Source organism: Pseudomonas sp. PDM21 (genome assembly GCF_014852505.2).
Taxonomy (GTDB): Bacteria; Pseudomonadota; Gammaproteobacteria; order Pseudomonadales; family Pseudomonadaceae; genus Pseudomonas.
In genome coordinates, this window is the sequence record NZ_CM181223.1 from 4,042,361 (window position 1) to 4,059,027 (window position 16,667).

The 16,667-nt window shown below is 65.4% G+C and carries 15 protein-coding genes; 9 read left to right on the forward strand and 6 right to left on the reverse strand.

Going from position 1 to position 16,667, the window contains the following annotated elements:
• Nucleotides 1-8 precede the first annotated feature (8 nt).
• The 9 genes from IB275_RS18405 to IB275_RS18445 all read left to right on the forward strand — a co-directional run bounded on the left by IB275_RS18405 (nt 9) and on the right by IB275_RS18445 (nt 10,066).
• The gene (locus IB275_RS18405; RefSeq protein WP_192294810.1) at nt 9-899 is read left to right on the forward strand and encodes a LysR substrate-binding domain-containing protein; all 891 of its coding nucleotides are present in this window, start codon (nt 9-11) and stop codon (nt 897-899) included.
• Nucleotides 900-1,166: 267 nt separating this feature from the next.
• On the forward strand, nt 1,167-2,096 hold the full coding sequence (locus tag IB275_RS18410; protein WP_192294811.1) for an amidohydrolase family protein: 930 nt from the start codon (nt 1,167-1,169) through the stop codon (nt 2,094-2,096).
• 4 nt (nt 2,097-2,100) lie between these two features.
• Nucleotides 2,101-3,006, forward strand: a complete 906-nt coding sequence (locus tag IB275_RS18415) for an amidohydrolase family protein (protein WP_192294812.1) — start codon at nt 2,101-2,103, stop codon at nt 3,004-3,006.
• Nucleotides 3,007-3,122: 116 nt separating this feature from the next.
• Nucleotides 3,123-4,508 (forward strand): UbiD family decarboxylase, encoded by a 1,386-nt coding sequence (locus IB275_RS18420; protein WP_192294813.1) that lies wholly within the window; start codon nt 3,123-3,125, stop codon nt 4,506-4,508.
• Nucleotides 4,505-5,116: a UbiX family flavin prenyltransferase gene (locus IB275_RS18425; protein WP_192294814.1), complete on the forward strand. Its 612-nt coding sequence runs from the start codon at nt 4,505-4,507 to the stop codon at nt 5,114-5,116. Before IB275_RS18420 ends, IB275_RS18425 begins: the two co-directional genes overlap by 4 nt.
• Nucleotides 5,113-6,159, forward strand: a complete 1,047-nt coding sequence (locus IB275_RS18430; RefSeq protein ID WP_192294815.1) for a CobW family GTP-binding protein — start codon at nt 5,113-5,115, stop codon at nt 6,157-6,159. Before IB275_RS18425 ends, IB275_RS18430 begins: the two co-directional genes overlap by 4 nt.
• Before the next feature lie 91 nt (nt 6,160-6,250).
• The gene (locus tag IB275_RS18435) at nt 6,251-7,606 is read left to right on the forward strand and encodes a nucleobase:cation symporter-2 family protein (RefSeq protein ID WP_192294816.1); all 1,356 of its coding nucleotides are present in this window, start codon (nt 6,251-6,253) and stop codon (nt 7,604-7,606) included.
• Nucleotides 7,607-7,618: 12 nt separating this feature from the next.
• The gene (locus IB275_RS18440; protein WP_192294817.1) at nt 7,619-9,007 is read left to right on the forward strand and encodes an amidohydrolase family protein; all 1,389 of its coding nucleotides are present in this window, start codon (nt 7,619-7,621) and stop codon (nt 9,005-9,007) included.
• 201 nt (nt 9,008-9,208) lie between these two features.
• The gene (locus tag IB275_RS18445) at nt 9,209-10,066 is read left to right on the forward strand and encodes an outer membrane protein OmpK (protein WP_192294818.1); all 858 of its coding nucleotides are present in this window, start codon (nt 9,209-9,211) and stop codon (nt 10,064-10,066) included.
• A 28-nt stretch (nt 10,067-10,094) separates the two neighbouring features.
• On the opposite strand, the gene IB275_RS18450 is transcribed toward IB275_RS18445, so the two are convergent.
• The 6 genes from IB275_RS18450 to IB275_RS18475 form a co-directional block, all read right to left on the reverse strand.
• Nucleotides 10,095-10,745, reverse strand: coding sequence for a TetR/AcrR family transcriptional regulator (locus IB275_RS18450; protein ID WP_192294819.1), 651 nt, complete (start codon nt 10,743-10,745; stop codon nt 10,095-10,097).
• Nucleotides 10,746-10,822: 77 nt separating this feature from the next.
• Nucleotides 10,823-12,304 carry an aldehyde dehydrogenase gene (locus IB275_RS18455; RefSeq protein WP_192294820.1) on the reverse strand — a complete coding sequence of 494 codons (1,482 nt, stop codon included), beginning with the start codon at nt 12,302-12,304 and terminating at the stop codon, nt 10,823-10,825.
• Nucleotides 12,305-12,331: 27 nt separating this feature from the next.
• The gene (locus IB275_RS18460) at nt 12,332-13,945 is read right to left on the reverse strand and encodes an ABC transporter ATP-binding protein (protein ID WP_192294821.1); all 1,614 of its coding nucleotides are present in this window, start codon (nt 13,943-13,945) and stop codon (nt 12,332-12,334) included.
• Between the two features lie 34 nt (nt 13,946-13,979).
• Nucleotides 13,980-14,795: an ABC transporter permease gene (locus IB275_RS18465; protein WP_192294822.1), complete on the reverse strand. Its 816-nt coding sequence runs from the start codon at nt 14,793-14,795 to the stop codon at nt 13,980-13,982.
• Between the two features lie 10 nt (nt 14,796-14,805).
• Nucleotides 14,806-15,762 (reverse strand): ABC transporter permease, encoded by a 957-nt coding sequence (locus IB275_RS18470; protein ID WP_192294823.1) that lies wholly within the window; start codon nt 15,760-15,762, stop codon nt 14,806-14,808.
• Nucleotides 15,763-15,883: 121 nt separating this feature from the next.
• Entirely contained in the window at nt 15,884-16,663 is a 780-nt protein-coding gene (locus IB275_RS18475) for an alpha/beta fold hydrolase (protein ID WP_192294824.1), read from the reverse strand.
• Between the last annotated feature and the right edge of the window lie 4 nt (nt 16,664-16,667).

Sequence of the window (16,667 nt, forward strand, 5' to 3'; positions counted from 1 at the left end):
CTAACAGCATGTACAAGCGATACCCGTCAGTGCAGTCCATGAGTGCTTTCATCCAGGCCGCGCGCAGCGGCAGCTTCTCCAGCGCTGCGCGCAAGCTCGACCTGACCCACAGCGCGATCAGCCAGCAGATCCGGTCCCTTGAAGACTTCGTCGGCCAGGCGCTGTTCGTACGCGAAGGCGGCGGCAGCAAGCTGACCGATGCCGGGCAGTTGTTCGCCAGCGTCCTGTCCGATGGCCTGGCGCAGATCGACCGGGCGCTGTCGTCGGTCAAGAACCGCAGGGTGGCGCAACGGCTGACGCTCGATGTGGACAGCGAACTGGCCCAGAGCTGGCTCAATCCACGCCTGCCCGAACTACTCGATGCGCTGCCTGAGCATGAGGTGGCGCTGCTGTCGATGCCGCGTTCGGAGCGCGTTTCCTTCGAGCGGGTGGACCTGGCGTTGCGCTACGGCTATGGCGACTGGGATGACTGCGAGATGACGCAGATCTGCGGCGACCGGGTGATGGCGGTGGCTTCCCCGGCGTTGCTGGAGCGCCATGGATTGCAGGTCCCGCTCACCCCGGAGCAGGTGCTGGAGCTGCCGCTGCTGGGGTATACGCGGCGCTCGTGGATTCCGTGGCTGGATGCCGCCGGGATGGCGCCGATCGAACCGGGCGCACGGGTGATCTTCGACAACGCGGCGAACCTGATCGCAGCGGCTGAAGCCGGGGTCGGTGCAGGGTTGGTACGTGGCCTGCTGGCGGCGGATGCACTCTCGGCAGGGCGTCTGGTAGAGCTGAACGAGGCCGAGATTCCGGCGCACTACAACCTGTACGCAGTGTGGCCGCCAGGTCAGGCTGAGCGGGTGGCGCCCGTGGTGGAGCTGATCAAGCGAATGGCCTCGCGAACCCAGGGCTGAACCCGCTGCGCGCACGCCGGTGACAGGTGGCAACGCCGCACCGGCAAGTGGCCCATATCGAACGCATATCAACACCTCGCCCAATTAATATTGTACGGACTTTCCTCCCCCTTCCAATACTGCCCCCCAAGCAGCCAGCGTCCCAGAGCGGATGCGACCAGGCGAGGGAATGCGCGAGTCTGTCGCGCATAGAAACGGCCGATTATCCGGGACGTGGTTGCTGCGAACCGCAAGGTTCCCTTCCCCGCTATCAGGAGATCGACTTCAATGATCATCGATATCAGCTGCTATCCAACTGACCAGGTTGACCTGGCCTGGAGGCATGACGGCGACCCGTTCACCGGCGAGCGTCTGCTGGAGATGATGGATGGCCCGTACATGGTCAACGGCAAACCTCGCCGCATCGACAAAGCCTTCATCCAGCCGCCGCAAGGCAACACCATCTACACCTGGACCGACGGCGAACTCAGCGGTCGCGAATCCATCGACGCCTACATGGCTTACACCCTGAAGATGGTCCAGACCTACCCGGACCGCTTCATCGGCTGCTTCGTCTACAACCCGCGCTGCGGGGTGGAGAACGGCGTCGAAGCGATCGAACGCTATGTCACGGAACATGGTTTCAAGATGGTCCAGATGCAGGCCAACATGCATGCCTATCGCCCGGACCGGGCGCTGGACTGGGTCCGTCCGGCCTTCGAGAAGTGCGCCGAGCTGGGCATCCCGGTCAAGCTGCACACCGGCGACGGGCCCTACAGCATCCCATCGGAATGGGTGCCGATGATCAAGGAATTCCCCAACGTCAACTTCATCATGGCCCACTTCGGCGTGCAGACCGGCGGGGTCTACGTGTTCGAGCCGATGCAATGGGCGATGGAACTGCCCAACGTCTACTGCGAGTCGGGCTGGTGCCTGCAATCGCGGATCGTCGAATTCGCCAAGGTCCTGCCGACGCACAAGATCCTCTTCGGCACGGACACGCCGCCGAACGAGCCGGGCATGTGGCTGCGCCTGCTGGAAGTGCTCTGCCATGAGCCGCCCCAGGGCCTGAACCTCGACGAGGACACCCTCGAGGAATACCTGGGCAACAACACCGCGCGAATGATCGGGCTTGAGCCGACTCCGCCGCCGCGTTCCGTTTCCGAAGCCGAGGCGCAACTCAAGCGCCCTGTCACGACTCAACAGGCCAGGAGCTGAACCCATGATCATCGATACCCATCTGCACCCCACCAACCTGGTCGACGAGGCCTGGCGCCACACCGGCGAACCCTTCACCGGCGAGCGCATGCTCAAGCTGATGGACGGCCCGTACATGATCAACGGCAAACCGCGCCGCATCGACATGGGCTTCATCCAGCCGCCGCCGGGCAACACTGGCTACCGCGACGGCAACCGTCGGGGCCGCGAGGGCGTGCGCGACTACATGTCCTATGTCGCCGAACTCTGCGTGACCTACCCCGACCGCTTCATCGGCAACTTCACCTTCAACCCGCGCTGGGGCCCGGAAAACGGTGCGGCGGAGCTGGAGTTCCATGTCAAGGAATACGGCTTCAAGATGCTCAAGCTGCACGCCAACATGCACGGCTACCGCCCGGACCGCGCACTCGACTGGCTGCGCCCGGCCATGAAGGTCTGCGCCAAGTACAACATCGTGGTGCTGATCCACACCGGCGACGGGCCCTACACCATCCCGACGATGTTCTACCCGATCATCCGCGAGTTCCCGATGGTCAATTTCATCATCGGCCACTTCGGCATCCAGACCGGCGGCAACTACTCGTTCGAGGCCTTCTGGATGGCCATGGACACGCCGAACGTGTACTGCGAATCCGGCTGGTGCTTCCAGTCGCGAATCGTCGAGTTCGCCAAGGACCTGCCGCGCCACAAGATCGTGTTCGGCACCGATTCGCCGCCGAATGAGCCGGGCATGTGGCTGCGGGAACTGGAAGTGCTGTGTTCGCCGGCACCCCAGGGCCTGGGCATCGATGAGGACCACCTCGAGGACTACCTGGGCAACAACATCGCCCGGCTGTGCGGCATCGAGCCGACACCGCCACCCAGGAACCTGGTCGAGGCAGACGCCCGTCTGAGCAAGACCTACCTGTAACACAGCGGGACTTCCAGGCGCACAGATGAACCGGCGTTCGATCGGGCAGGCCGCTGGCCTCTCGATCGAACGTCGCCCTCGGCCCTGCGCGCCTGTTTTTTTCAGGAGGTGAAAGCATGCCCCTTTCCACGCTCGGCGATACCCAGGATTTCCACGATTTCATCGACAGCTATCGCCGGCAGTATCCGGACGATGTGCTCACCATCGAGTCCCCGCTTTCCGCCGACCAGGAGGTCACCGCGCTGGTCGATGCCCTGGCCGCGCAAGGCCGCGACCCACTGCTGATCTGCGAAAACGTCGGCACCCTCGGCGTGCCGGTGGTCACCAACCTGTTCGCCTCCCGGACCCGCATCGCGCGGATCTTCGGCGTTACCCCGGCGCAGCTGCACGAGGCCTTCCAGAGCCGTGCCAACCAACCGATCCCGCCCCGCCATGTGGAAACCGGCCCGGTACTCGACGAGATATTCGAGGGCGAAGCGCTGGACCTGGCACTGCTGCCGATGCTCAAGCATTTCGACAGCGACCGCGGGCCGTACATCACCAATGCAATCATCATCGCCGAAGACCCGGTCAGCGGCATCGCCAACATGAGCTACCACCGCTCGATGCGCCACGCCCGGCAGACCCTCGCCACCAGCCTGCACTCCCGTGGCCACCTGTGGCGCATGCTGCAAAGCGCCCGCGAGCGCGGCGAAGAACTGCACGTGGCCATGGTAGTCGGCGCACACCCGCTGTTCATGCTGGCTGCTGCCGCCCGGCTGCCGTTTGGCAGTGACGAGCGCGCCGTGGCCGGCGGACTGTTCGGCGCACCGCTGGAACTGGTCAGGACCCCGCGCTATGGCATCGGCGTACCGGCCTACGCCGAGTTCGTACTGGAAGGTGCGATAGACCCGGCCGGGTATGCCGAAGAAGGCCCCTTCGGCGAGTTCAGCGGCTACTCCTCGGACCGCTCGACCAACAACGTCCTGCGGGTCGACACCCTGATGCGCCGCAAGGACGCCTGGCTGGTGGACGTGGTCGGAGGACGCTATGCCGAGCACCTGACCCTGGCGAGGCTGCCTCGGGAAGCGGAGATGAGCGAGAAACTCAAGGCTCGCTTCCCTGCCGTCACCGCCGTGCACTACCCCAACTCCGGCACGCACTTTCACTGCTACGTGGCGCTGGACCAGAGCCGCGATGGCGAAGCGCGGCAGATCATGCTCGCCCTGCTGGGCTGGGACCCGTACCTGAAAACCGTGATCGCGGTGGACGGCGACATCGACATCACCGATGACAGCCAGGTGCTGTGGGCACTGGCCACGCACTTCCAGCCGCACCAGGACATCTTCGTCGTCGACGGCCTGCCCGGCAGTCCGCTGGACCCCTCCTCCTCGGTCAATGGCACCACCTCGCGGATGGGCCTGGATGCCACCCGTGGATCGGGATTCGATGGAATCAAGGCGCAACTGGACCAGGACGTGGTCGAGCGCGCCCGCGATCTGCTCAAGAGCATCGGATCATGAGCCGCCAGCGGATGGTGGTCGGCATCAGCGGTGCGTCGGGCTTCATCTACGGCGTACGGCTGCTGGAATTGCTCGCCGAGCTGGACATCGAAAGCCACCTGGTCATCAGCCGCGCCGCGCTTCTGACCATGGCCCATGAAACCGACTACAAGCTGGCGGACGTCACGGCACTGGCCAGCCACTACCACCGCGCCGATGACGTAGCCGCCGGCATCGCCAGCGGTTCGTTCCGCTGCCTGGGCATGGTGGTCGCGCCGTGCTCCATGCGCACCCTGGCGGAAATCGCGACCGGGACCTCCACCGGCCTGATCGGCCGTGCCGCCGACGTCACCCTCAAGGAGCGCCGAACGCTGGTGCTGATGGCCCGCGAGACACCGCTGACCCTGGCGCACCTGCGCAACATGACTGCCGTCACCGAGATGGGCGGAATCATCGCCCCGCCGGTACCGGCCTTCTATGCCCGCCCGCACTCCCTTTCGCAAATGGTCGATCACAGCCTTGGCCGTGTCCTCGACCTGTTCGGCCTCGACGCCGGTACCGCGCTGCGCTGGGGTGAACCCGGCCCGGCGTCCACCGGCCATTTCTCGCAATCGAAGGAGCTCGCATGAACAGCCCACTCCAGCAACCGACCCCGAACCGCAAGATTCCGGTGACCATCCTCACCGGCTTCCTCGGCGCCGGCAAAACCACGCTGCTCAACTACATCCTCAAGGAAAACCACGGTCGCAGGATTGCCGTGATCGAAAACGAGTTCGGCGAAGTCGGCATCGACGGTGACCTGGTGCTCAGCTCCGAGACCGAGGAAATCTACGAGATGGTCAACGGCTGCGTGTGCTGCACCGCGGAGGTGCGCGAGGACCTGGTGCGCATCGTCCGCGAGCTGGTGGCGCGCCCGGTGCGGCTCGATCACATCCTCATCGAAACCAGCGGCCTGGCCGATCCGTACCCGGTGGCGCAGAGCTTCTTCATCAACGACCCGATTTCCGAGGAAGTGGAACTGGACGCCATCGTGGCCATGGTCGACGCCAGGCACATCACCCAGCACCTGGAGGACCTGCAGCTCGACGGCGCGGACAACCAGGCCGTGGACCAGATCGTCTGTGCCGACCGGATCGTCATCAACAAGATCGATCTGGTCAGCGCTGTCGAGGTGGAGAGCCTGAGCGAGAGGATTCGCGGCCTGAATGCCACGGCGGATCTGGTGACCTCCAGCTACGCCGAGATCGACCTGACGAAGATCCTCGGCGTGGGTGCGTTCGAGTCAACCCAGAAACTGATGGAAATCGGCTCGGACCACGATCACCACACCGAAGAACATCATCACGACCACGACGATCTGGCGCATGACCACGATCCCAGTGTGTCCTCCGTCGGCATCGCCGTGGATGGCGCGGTGAACCTGGGCGCCTTCCACCGCTGGATCAGCGAGCTGCGCGTCGAGCAGGCCGACAACCTCTACCGCATGAAGGGCGTGCTGGCGGTCAAGGATCAGGATCAGCGCTACGTGCTGCAGGGCGTGCACAGCCTCGTCGAGTTTCGCGCCTCCACCTCATGGGGCATGGAACCACGCTCCAGCAAGATCGTGTTCATCGGCCGCGACCTGGACCGCGCAGCGTTGAACCAAGGATTCGCGGCCTGTCTGGCCGGCTGAGAAAAAGCATCGGCGCCGGTGGATGGCGGCTCCGGGCACGCAGAACGAATACCCCTCTCTACCCAATAAAAACAGCAAGAGGTGATTCCCCATGTCGTCAGCCAGTACCGTCTCCACCGTCCACCCGGTCGACCAGGTATTACCGGTCCGGCAAATGCTCACCCTCGGCCTGCAGCACATGGCCGTCTCGTACATCGGCGCCATCGCCGTGCCCCTGATCGTCGCCAGCGCCTTGAAGATGTCCGAAGCCGATACCGTGGTGCTGATCAGCACCACGCTGTTCTGCTCCGGCATCGCCACCCTGCTGCAGTGCGTCGGCTTCTGGAAGTTCGGCGTGCGCCTGCCGATCCTCCAGGGCGTGGCCTTCAGCAGCGTCGGCCCGGTCATCGCCATCGGCAGCGACCCGCAGGTGGGTTTCGCCGGGGTTTGCGGAGCGGTGATCGGGGCGGGGATCTTCACCTTGCTCGCCGCGCCGCTCGTGGGTCGATTGCGCCGGTACTTCCCACCGGTGGTCACCGGCTGCATCGTCACGGTGATCGGCCTGCAACTCTTCCCGATCGCCTATGAATGGATCGGCGGCGGCCGCCACGCCAGCGATTTCGGCGCGCCGACCTACCTGGCCGTCTCCGTGGTGGTGCTGGCGACCATCCTGCTGGTCAACCGCTACGGCACTCCGATGCTGCGCAACATGGCGGTACTGCTGGGCATGCTGGTGGGTGCGGGGCTGGCCTACGGCCTGGGCATGGGCAGTTTCCACAGCGTACAGGAAGCCCCCTGGCTGACCGTGCCCTACCCCTTCCACTTCGGCCTGCCGACCTTCAGCCTGATCCCGATCGCGACCATGGTGGTAGTGATGATCGTGCAGATGGTCGAGTCCATGGGGCTGTTCGTCGCCATCGGCGACATCGTCGATAAACCGGTGAGCGAGAAACAGGTGATCGGCGGCCTACGCGCCAACGGGCTGGCGAGCACCATCGCCGGGATGTTCGCAGCGTTTCCATTCATTGCCTTCATGGAGAACGTCGGACTGGTGATCCTCACCGGCGTGCGCAGCCGCTGGGTGGTGGCGATCAGCGGGCTGCTGATGTGCTCGGTGGCGCTGGTGCCCAAGGCCGGGGCGATCATCGCCTCGATGCCCACCGCGGCTCTTGGCGGCGCCGGTGTCGCCATGTTCGGCGTGGTCGCGGCAGCTGGCATCCAGACCCTGGCCAAGGTCGATTACGAGCGCAACCGCTACAACGTCCTGATCGTCGGTTTCACCATCGTGGCTGCCCTGGTGCCGGTGATGGCGCCGACCTTGTTCAAGCAACTGCCCGAGTGGTCTCAGCCGTTCCTGCACAGCAGCGTGGTGATCGCCTGCCTGGTGTCGGTGCTGCTCAACGCGGCGCTCAATGGCGTCAGCGCCCCCGACAGTACAGGCAGCAAGTCCGCCTCCCACACCCTCTGACTGGAGAAGCCCATGACTCAACTGCAGAACACCCTGATCAAGAATCCCCTGGCGGTGATGACCGGGTTGCGCGGTCCGCGCGCCCGGGCTGGTGGCGTAGACATCCGTGTCGTCGACGGCCGCATCGCCGAAATGGCGGTGGGCCTCACGGCGCAACCGGGGGAGCGAGTCATCGACGCTCGTGACTCGGTGGTGTATCCGGGCTGGATCAATACCCACCATCACCTCTTCCAGAACCTGCTCAAGGCAGTACCAGAAGGGATGAACCAGGACCTGCAGGGCTGGTTGGCCAGCGTGCCCTATCCACGCCTGAACCTCTTCACCCCCCAACTGGCGCGGATCGCTGCGCGGCTGGGCATGGCCGAGCTGCTGCTGTCCGGGGTGACGACCTGCGCTGATCACCATTACCTCTACCACGCCAACGGCACCACCGAGACCGGCGACCTGCTGTTCGACATGGCCGAGACTTTCGGGATGCGCTTCGCTCTGTGCCGAGGCGGAGCGCTGGAGTCGGCAAGCGCACATCCGGGATTCTCGAAAACGGCGCTGCAACCCGAGACCCTGGATCAGATGGTCGGCGACATCGAGCGCCTCAAATCGCTGTACCACCAGGACACTCCGGATGCGATGCGCCGGGTGGTGGTGGCGCCGACCACGCCAACCTTCTCGCTGCCGCCAACCCTGCTGCGCGAACTGGCCCACTCCGCGCGCGGCCTCGGCCTGCGACTGCACACTCACCTTTCGGAGACGCAGAACTACGTCAACTTCTGCCGCGAAAAATACAACTGTCTCCCCGTGGAATTCGTCGCCGAACACGAATGGCTCGGCCCTGACGTCTGGTTCGCCCACGCGGTCCACATGCAGCCAGGCGAAATCCGCATGCTCGCGCAAACCGGCACCGGCATCTCCCACTGCCCGGTGAGCAATGCACGGTTGGGCAGCGGCATCGCACCGGTGCCACAGATGTATGAGGCCGGCGTGCCGATCTCCCTTGGGGTCGACGGCGTCGCCTCGAACGAGTCCGGAAGCATGGTCGGCGAAGCGCATACCGCCTGGCTGATCCATCGCGCGGAGCAAGGCGCGTCGGCCACCACGGTCGAAGACGTGATCCATTGGGGAACGGCTGGCGGGGCAAGGGTGCTGGGGCTGGACTCGGTCGGCACACTGGAAATCGGAAAGGCTGCGGACCTGGTCATCTACAGCCTGGATCATCCGCGCTTCTTCGGCTTCCACGATGCCGCGCTCGCACCGGTAGCTGCCGGCGAGCCGATCAGCGTGCGCTACAGCATGGTCGGGGGACGGCTGGTGGTCGATGACGGCGTGATTCCGGGGCTGGACCTGGAGCGCATGCGCGCCGAAGCCTGGGACGGCGTGCAGCAACTGATGCAGATCGACGACTGATCCACGCACCGCGCAGGAGCCGGCTTGCCAGCGATGGCGCCTTCGGGCCGGGCTCCTGCGGCCTCCTCATTCCCTCGGGACAACTCGACTGGCCCGGCTCATTTCGCCGCGCCGGGAAGCACACGCCCTGAGCAAAGTCCCACCGGGAAAAAACCAGGAATCCCCCGTGCAAACGGGGCGATGACTCACGGGAAACAGAAGATGCAGAAACCTATGTTACCTGCCTGCCAGGCCCTCGCCGTCGGCGTTCTGTCGCTGAGCACGGTCACTTCGGCGCCCGCTGCCGAATGGAGCGACAGCTCTTTCAGCTACCTGTACGGCACTCGCTTTGCCGAGCCGGGCATCGATGATTCGATTGCCAAGAACATCGTCGAATTCACCTATGTCGACGGCTACCAGTACGGCGGCAACTTTCTCGACATCCAGGCGTTGTTTTCCGACAGCAGCGACCCCGCTGAAGACAGCGACGACGGCGCCACGGAATTCTATGTGGTGTACCGCCATCAACTGTCGCTCAACAAGATTTCCGGCCAGGACTTCAAGTGGGGCCCCGTGCGGGACTGGTCGCTGTCGGCCGGCCTCGACTGGAACACGAAGAACACCGCCTTCGCGCCGGAAAAACGCATGTTCGTCGTCGGCCCGACCCTCAACTTCGACGTGCCGGGCTTCTGGGACCTGAGCCTGATGTACCGCACCGAGAAGAACCACAATGGCCTGCCCTTCGCTCGCGAGCACGATATCCGCTTCGACGATACCTACTATGTGGAAACCGCCTGGGACACCCCGTTCCAGCTCGACTCGGTATCACTCAAGTTCAAGGGTTTCGCCAACTTCGTCCCGCCCAAGGGCAAGGATAGCTTTGGCAACGACACCGTGAGCGAGACGCTGGTACACGCGGCTGTGCTGGTAGACGTCGGCGAGCTGACGTTCGGCAGGAAAAACACGCTCTTCGCCGGGGTGGGTTACGAATACTGGAAGAACAAGTTCGGCAACAACTCCGCCAACACGCCAGGCACCGAGGCCAATACGCCGTTCCTGAACCTGGAGTGGCATCTGTGAGACGCCAGAGGCATTGAGAAGGCTTCGCTTACCGGGAGTTTTCGGGCATGTAGAAGGCGACCAGATCGAGGCAGGCACTGATGCCATGCTCGATCGCCTTCATGTTCCGCCGGCGCTGCCAGTCCAGCCAGAGGCCGTCGAGCATGGCCATGATGGCATCGGCCGACTTCTCGATGCGCTCGCTGCCCACTTCGCGCTCCTCGGCGATCCTGCGCAGGATCTCCACCAGGCGTTCGCGATAGATAGCGTAGAGCTTGCACTCGGTGTCGGCGATGTCCTCCTGGAACAGCGAGGCGGACCACAGGTCGATTCGCACCGACAGGTAGCTGCGGTCGAGGAAGGTGCTGGTGAAGCCGCTGCGCAGGAAAACCTCGAGCTGCGCCATGGACGTGCGCGGCTCGGCCACCAGCCCGGCGCGTGTCGCTTCGTAGAGCTGGTGCGAGGCGTACTTGTAGGCCTCCACCAGCAGCTCGTTCATGTCCTTGAAATGGTAGCTGATGTGCCCCAGCGCCATCTCGGCGCGCGCCGCTACCTTGCGTGCGGAGAGCTTGGCGTAGCCCTCCTCGCTCAGGCAGAGGAAGGCCGCCTTGATGATTTCCTCACGGCGCAGTTCGGGGTCGTAGACCTTCTTCGTTTTCTGCTGGGCGGTTTTGTGTTGCGCCGCTTTCTGCTGGGGCATGGCGTGCCGGTTCCGAGGTTGGCAGTTCGGGGCGGATTATTCCGCCCCGGGTCCGTGATGGTCAAAAGTTAGTTCATTCAGAGCCTGATCCAGGTCGCCTTCAGCTCAGTGTACTTGTCGAAGGCGTGCAGCGAGCGGTCCCGCCCGTTGCCGGACTGCTTGAAGCCGCCAAAGGGCGCGGTCATGTCGCCGCCGGAGTACTGGTTGACCCACACCGAGCCGGCCCGCAGCGCGCGCGAGACCTGGTGCGCGCGCGAAAGACTGGACGTCCACAGGGCCGCTGCCAGACCGTAAGGTGTGTCGTTGGCAATGGCAACCGCCTCCCCGGCATCTTCGAAGGCAATCACCGAGAGCACCGCACCGAAGATTTCCTCGCGGGCAATGCGCATGTCGTTGCGCACACCGTCGAAGACCACCGGCGCCAGGTAGCAGCCCTCGCCTTCGCCGGTACCCGTTACCAGCCGGGCACCCTCTTCCAGGCCGCTGGCGATATAGCCCTGCACTGACTGCAGATGTTGCGCGTCGACCAGCGCGCCGTACCGGCTGGCCGGGTCGAGCGCATCGCTGGGCGTCCACGCGGCGAGCGCCTCGCGCAGGTACTCGAGGAACTCCTCGCGCACCGACTCCTGCACCAGCAGCCGTGAGCCGGCGGTGCACACCTGGCCCTGGTTGTAGGCGATGGCGGAAGCCGCGCTGGTGGCGGCGGCGCGCAAGTCCGGGGCATCGGCGAAGACGATGTTCGGGCTCTTGCCGCCGGCCTCGGTCCACACGCGCTTCAGGTTCGACTGCCCGGAAGCGATCATCAGCCGCTTGGCCACGCCGGTCGAACCGGTGAAAGCGATGGCGTCCACATCCATGTGCCGGGACAGGGCGTCGCCGGCTTCGGCGCCGTAGCCCGGCACCACGTTGAGCACGCCCTCGGGAATCCCCGCCTCGCACGCCAGCGCGGCGATGCGAATGGCCGTCAGCGGCGAGCGCTCGGAAGGCTTGAGCACCACCGAGTTACCGCAGGCCAGCGCCGGGCCGAGCTTCCAGCTGGCCATCAGCAGCGGGAAGTTCCACGGCACTATAACCCCGACCACGCCCACGGCTTCGCGGGTGACCAGACCCAGCTGGTCCTCGGCGGTGGCGGCGATCTCGCCGTAGACCTTGTCGATGGCCTCGGCGGACCAGCGGATGGCATTCGCCGCGCCGGGCACGTCGGTGGCCAGGGCATGGCCGATGGGCTTGCCCATGTCGAGGGTTTCCAGCAGGGCCAGCTCCTCGGCATGACTTTCCAGCAGATCGGCGAAGCGGATCAGGATGCGCTTGCGCTGCACCGGCGCCAGGCGCGACCAGTGTCCGGCGTCGAAGACGCGGCGCGCGGCGGCTACTGCGCGGTCAATGTCAGCCGCGCTGCCACGGGCAATGGCCGCCAGCTTGCGGCCGTCCAGCGGGCTGCTCTTGTCGAAACTGCGCTGGTCCTGCGCGGCGCTGTAGCTGCCGGCGATGAAGCAGCGGCCTTCGATGGCGAGCGCGGCGGCGCGTTCGCTCCAGTCCTGGCGAGTTGTTGCGGTCATGGGTTTGCTCCTTGAGCGGAATTGGATTCAGGCGACGCCCCGCTGTGACAGGCCGTCGAGCCAGTCCGGGTCCATCTGCGGCATGCTGTCGAGCAGGCGGGTGACGTAGCTGTCGCAGGGCGGCGTGAACACCCGCTGCTTTTCACCAAAGTCGACGACCTGGCCGGCCTTGAGCACCAGCACGTCGTCGGCGATGGACTTCACCACCGACAGGTCGTGTGTGATGAACAGGTAGGTGACACCCAGGCTCTGCTTGAGGTCGTCGATCAGCCGCAGGATGCCCTCGGCCACCAGCTGGTCGAGGGCGCTGGTGATCTCGTCGCAGACGATCACCGCCGGGTCCGCGGCCAGCGCGCGGGCGATGCCGACGCGCTGCTTCTGGCCGCCGGACAGCTCGCCCGGCCGCCGCATCATGAAGCGGCCCGGTTCCAGCCCTACTGCGGACAGCAGTTCGCGGGTTCGTTCATCGCGCCGCGCGGCGCCCAGGCCGCCGTAGAACTGCAGCGGCCGACCGACGATGTCGCCGATACGCTGACGCGGGTTCAGCGCGGTGTCGGCCATCTGGTAGATCATCTGGATCGCCCGCAGCTCGTCGCGGCTGCGCTTGGCGTAGTGCCCGGCCAGCGGCGCGCCACGGAACAGGATGCTGCCCTCGCGGCTGGGCAGAGCCCCGGTGATACAGCGCCCGAGGGTCGACTTGCCCGAGCCGGACTCGCCGACGATGGCCAGCGTGCGCCCGGGGAAGACCTTCAGCGACACATCGTCGAGCACCTGCTTGTTGCCGTAGCCGGCGCGGATGCCGCGCAGCTCCAGCAGCGGCTGCTGGTCGGCGGCTACCGGCGGGCGCGCCTCGCAGGCGAGGTTGCGCACCGCCCACAGCGAGCGGGTGTAGTCAGCCTGCGGCTGGGCGATCACCCGGCGCTTGTCGCCGCGTTCTACCAGATGGCCGTCCTTGAGCACCATCACCTCGTCGGCCATCTGCGCCACCACGGCGAGGTCGTGGGAGATGTAGATGGCCGCCACCTGGAATTCGCGGACCAGCTCGCGGATGGTCAGCAGCACGTCGATCTGCGTGGTGACGTCCAGCGCCGTGGTCGGCTCGTCGAAGATGATCAGGTCCGGCCGGCAGGACATCGCCATGGCGGTCATGATCCGCTGCAGCTGGCCGCCGGAGACCTGGTGCGGGTAGCGCTCGCCGATGGTTTCCGGCTCGGGCAGGGATATCTTGCGGTACAGCTCCACGGCATCCCGGCGTGCCTGCTCGCGAGCAGCCAGGCCGTGTTCCAGGGCGCTCTCGCAGTGCTGGTCGATCAGCCGGTGCGCCGGGTTGAAGCTCGCCGCCGCGGACTGCGCAACATAAGCGATGCGTGCGCCGAGCAGTTCGCGATGTTGCGACTCGGGCACCTGGCGCAGGTCGATGCCGTCGAAGAGGATTTCGCCGCCGCTGATGCGGCAGCCCTCGCGGGTGTAGCCCATGGCGGCGAGGCCGATGGTGGATTTGCCAGCGCCGGACTCGCCGACCAGGCCGAGTATCTTGCCGCGCTGCAGCTGCAGGTCGATGCCGTGGACGATCTCGTTCCAGCCATCCGCGCCGCCGGCCTCGATGCGCAGGCCGGTGATCTTCAGCAAGGGTTCGCTCATGTTGCGTGTCCTCAAACAATACGGGGGCGGACGTTCATCGCCGCTGGGCGAGGAACCAGTCGGCGACGAAGTTGACGGCAATCGCCAGCACACCGATGGCGGCGGCGGGAATCAGTGGGGTGAGGTCGCCGAAGGAAATCAGCGAAGCGTTCTCGCGGACCATGCTGCCCCAGTCCGCCAGCGGCGGTTGCAGGCCCAGGCCGAGGAACGACAGCGAGGAAATGGTCAGGAACACGAAGCAGAAGCGCAGGCCGAACTCCGCCACCAGCGGCGCGCGCACGTTGGGCAGCAGCTCCATCGCCACCAGCCAGAGCAGCCCCTCGCCGCGCAGCCGGGCGACTTCCATGTAGTCGGTCACCACCACGTTGAGCGACACCGAGCGCGCCAGGCGGAATATCCGCGTGGCGTCCACCAGGGCAATGACGAACACCAGGTTGGCGATGCTGGTGCCGAAGATGGTCAGCAGGAGCAGCGCGCAGATCAGCTGCGGCACCGCCATCAGCACGTCCACCAGGCGCGACAGCGCGCCATCCACCCAGCCGCCCAGCGCGGCGGCGATCAACCCCAGCGAGCCGCCGATGAAGAACGCCAGCGCTGTGGACAGCAGCGCGATGCCGATGGTGTTGCGTGCGGCGAAGATCACCCGCGAGAGCATGTCGCGCCCCAGTGCGTCGGTGCCCAGCCAGTGCTGCGCGCTCCAGGGGTCGTATTCGCTGCCGACGATCTCGGTCTCGCCGAAGGGCGCCACCAGCGGGCCGAACAGCGCGAGGAAGGTGTAGAAGAGGATGATCAGCAGGCCAATGCGGGCGGTCCAGGTCATCTGCTTGAAGGTTGCGATCAAGGCATTCATTGGCTGGCCCTCACTTGCGGTGCAACAGGCGCGGATTGGTGACGATGGACAGCACATCGGCGAGCAGGTTGATGCCGATATAGACCACCGCGAAGATGCAGCAGCAGGCCTGGACCACCATGACGTCGCGCTTGATTACCGAGTCCACCATCAGTTGCCCGAGGCCGGGGTAGACGAACACCACCTCGACCACCACCACACCGGTGATCAGGTACGCCAGGTTCACCGCGATGACGTTGACGATGGGCGCCCAGGCGTTGGGCAGCGCGTGGCGCAGGACGATCTTCAGCCGCGACAGGCCCTTGAGCCGGGCCATCTCGATGTAGGGCAGCTGCAACAGGTCGAGCACCGCGATGCGGGTCATGCGCATCATGTGCGCGGTGATCACCAGGGTCAGCGTCAGCGCCGGCAGGAAGGCCGCCTGCAGGTGTTCCAGCAGGCTCGCCGAAGCGGGCACATCGGCAATGGAGGGGAACAGCGGATGCTTCACCGCCAGCCAGAGGATCAGGATGTAGCCGATGAAGAACTCCGGCAGCGACACCGCCGCCAGGGAGATGATGTTCACCACGCGGTCGTAGATCGAGTCCTTGTAGAGCGCCGCGAAGAGCCCCAGCAGCAGCGCCAGGGGCACCGCGATCAGCGCCGTGTAGCCGGCCAGGAACAGGGTGTTGAGCAGTCGCTGTCCGATCAGCTCGGACACCGCCCGGCCGTTGGACAGCGAGGTGCCGAAGTCGCCCTGCAGGCTGCCCAGCAGCCAGTGCAGGTAGCGGCTCAGCGCCGGCTGGTCGAGCCCCAGCTCGTGGCGCAGGGCGCTCAGCGCCTCGGGCGTGGCGGACTGGCCGAGGAGCTTCTGTGCCATGTCGCCGGGCAGCAGCTGGACTGCCGCGAAGATGAGTGCGGAGACGCCCAACAGGGTCAGGGCTCCGAGAAGAATGCGCCGCAAGAGAATCGGGTAAATCAGAGCCATGGTAGCGACCTGCTGATCGGTTGGGCCGTTGTTGTTCTTGTGGTTATCGGTTTTCTAATTTTTCTGGTCAGTTGCGGGGAGGGTCAGGCCATGCCCACCCTCCTCCGCGTGTCGGTAGGCGTTACTGCGTGGCCTTGGTCAGGAAGGCCTTCAGGTGCGGAACCACCTTGTCGCTCGCTTCGATCAGGATGGCGTGCTTGAGATCGGGCAACACCACCAGCTCGGAATGCGGCAGCGCCTCGGCAATCTGTCGGTTCAGCCCAGGGTTGCAGCCGCCGTCGAACTCGCCGGTGAGCACCAGGCAGGGCTGCGTGACCTCATGCAGCCACGGCGCCATCTCGGTCTGCGCATAGATGTGGAAGACGTTGAGGAATACCTCGGCCGGTGTCGCCATCACCTGCTGCTTGCGCCACTCGATGACCTCCGGGTGCGCTGCGCAGAAGCTTTCGGTGAACCAGCGCTGGGTCAGGGTATCGAGAACCGGGCCGATACCCTTTTCTTCCATGGCGCGGACCACCTTGCGCACGTTCTCGCTGTCCTGCGGCGAACGGAACGCCGCGGTGGACAGCAGCCCGACGCTCAGCACGTGCTGCGGGTACTTGTGCGCATAGGCCGGGCCGATCATGCCGCCGAGGGAGTGGCCGATGATGTGCATCTGCTCGATGCCCAGCCGCGCCCGCAGGGCTTCCAGGTCCGCGACCAGTTCTTCCAGGCCGAAGTCTTCGCCCGGCAGCGGCGAGTCGCCGTGGCCACGCAGGTCGTAGCGGATGCAGGTGAAGCTGTCCTTCAGCGCCTCGGTGACCTTGTCCCAGCCGGTCTTGCGTGCGCCGATGCCGTGCACCATCACCAGGGCCGGGCCCTGTCCGTCCACCACATAGGCGCAATCGATTGCCTTGCTCATCGTT

What these genes read in the sequence shown, in the direction of transcription:
- IB275_RS18405 (WP_192294810.1), top strand. Translation starts at nt 9, where the DNA reads ATGTACAAGCGATACCCGTCAGTGCAGTCCATGAGTGCTTTCATCCAG.
- IB275_RS18410 (WP_192294811.1), top strand. Translation starts at nt 1,167, where the DNA reads ATGATCATCGATATCAGCTGCTATCCAACTGACCAGGTTGACCTGGCC.
- IB275_RS18415 (WP_192294812.1), top strand. Translation starts at nt 2,101, where the DNA reads ATGATCATCGATACCCATCTGCACCCCACCAACCTGGTCGACGAGGCC.
- IB275_RS18420 (WP_192294813.1), top strand. Translation starts at nt 3,123, where the DNA reads ATGCCCCTTTCCACGCTCGGCGATACCCAGGATTTCCACGATTTCATC.
- IB275_RS18425 (WP_192294814.1), top strand. Translation starts at nt 4,505, where the DNA reads ATGAGCCGCCAGCGGATGGTGGTCGGCATCAGCGGTGCGTCGGGCTTC.
- IB275_RS18430 (WP_192294815.1), top strand. Translation starts at nt 5,113, where the DNA reads ATGAACAGCCCACTCCAGCAACCGACCCCGAACCGCAAGATTCCGGTG.
- IB275_RS18435 (WP_192294816.1), top strand. Translation starts at nt 6,251, where the DNA reads ATGTCGTCAGCCAGTACCGTCTCCACCGTCCACCCGGTCGACCAGGTA.
- IB275_RS18440 (WP_192294817.1), top strand. Translation starts at nt 7,619, where the DNA reads ATGACTCAACTGCAGAACACCCTGATCAAGAATCCCCTGGCGGTGATG.
- IB275_RS18445 (WP_192294818.1), top strand. Translation starts at nt 9,209, where the DNA reads ATGCAGAAACCTATGTTACCTGCCTGCCAGGCCCTCGCCGTCGGCGTT.
- IB275_RS18450 (WP_192294819.1), bottom strand. Translation starts at nt 10,745, where the DNA reads ATGCCCCAGCAGAAAGCGGCGCAACACAAAACCGCCCAGCAGAAAACG.
- IB275_RS18455 (WP_192294820.1), bottom strand. Translation starts at nt 12,304, where the DNA reads ATGACCGCAACAACTCGCCAGGACTGGAGCGAACGCGCCGCCGCGCTC.
- IB275_RS18460 (WP_192294821.1), bottom strand. Translation starts at nt 13,945, where the DNA reads ATGAGCGAACCCTTGCTGAAGATCACCGGCCTGCGCATCGAGGCCGGC.
- IB275_RS18465 (WP_192294822.1), bottom strand. Translation starts at nt 14,795, where the DNA reads ATGAATGCCTTGATCGCAACCTTCAAGCAGATGACCTGGACCGCCCGC.
- IB275_RS18470 (WP_192294823.1), bottom strand. Translation starts at nt 15,762, where the DNA reads ATGGCTCTGATTTACCCGATTCTCTTGCGGCGCATTCTTCTCGGAGCC.
- IB275_RS18475 (WP_192294824.1), bottom strand. Translation starts at nt 16,663, where the DNA reads ATGAGCAAGGCAATCGATTGCGCCTATGTGGTGGACGGACAGGGCCCG.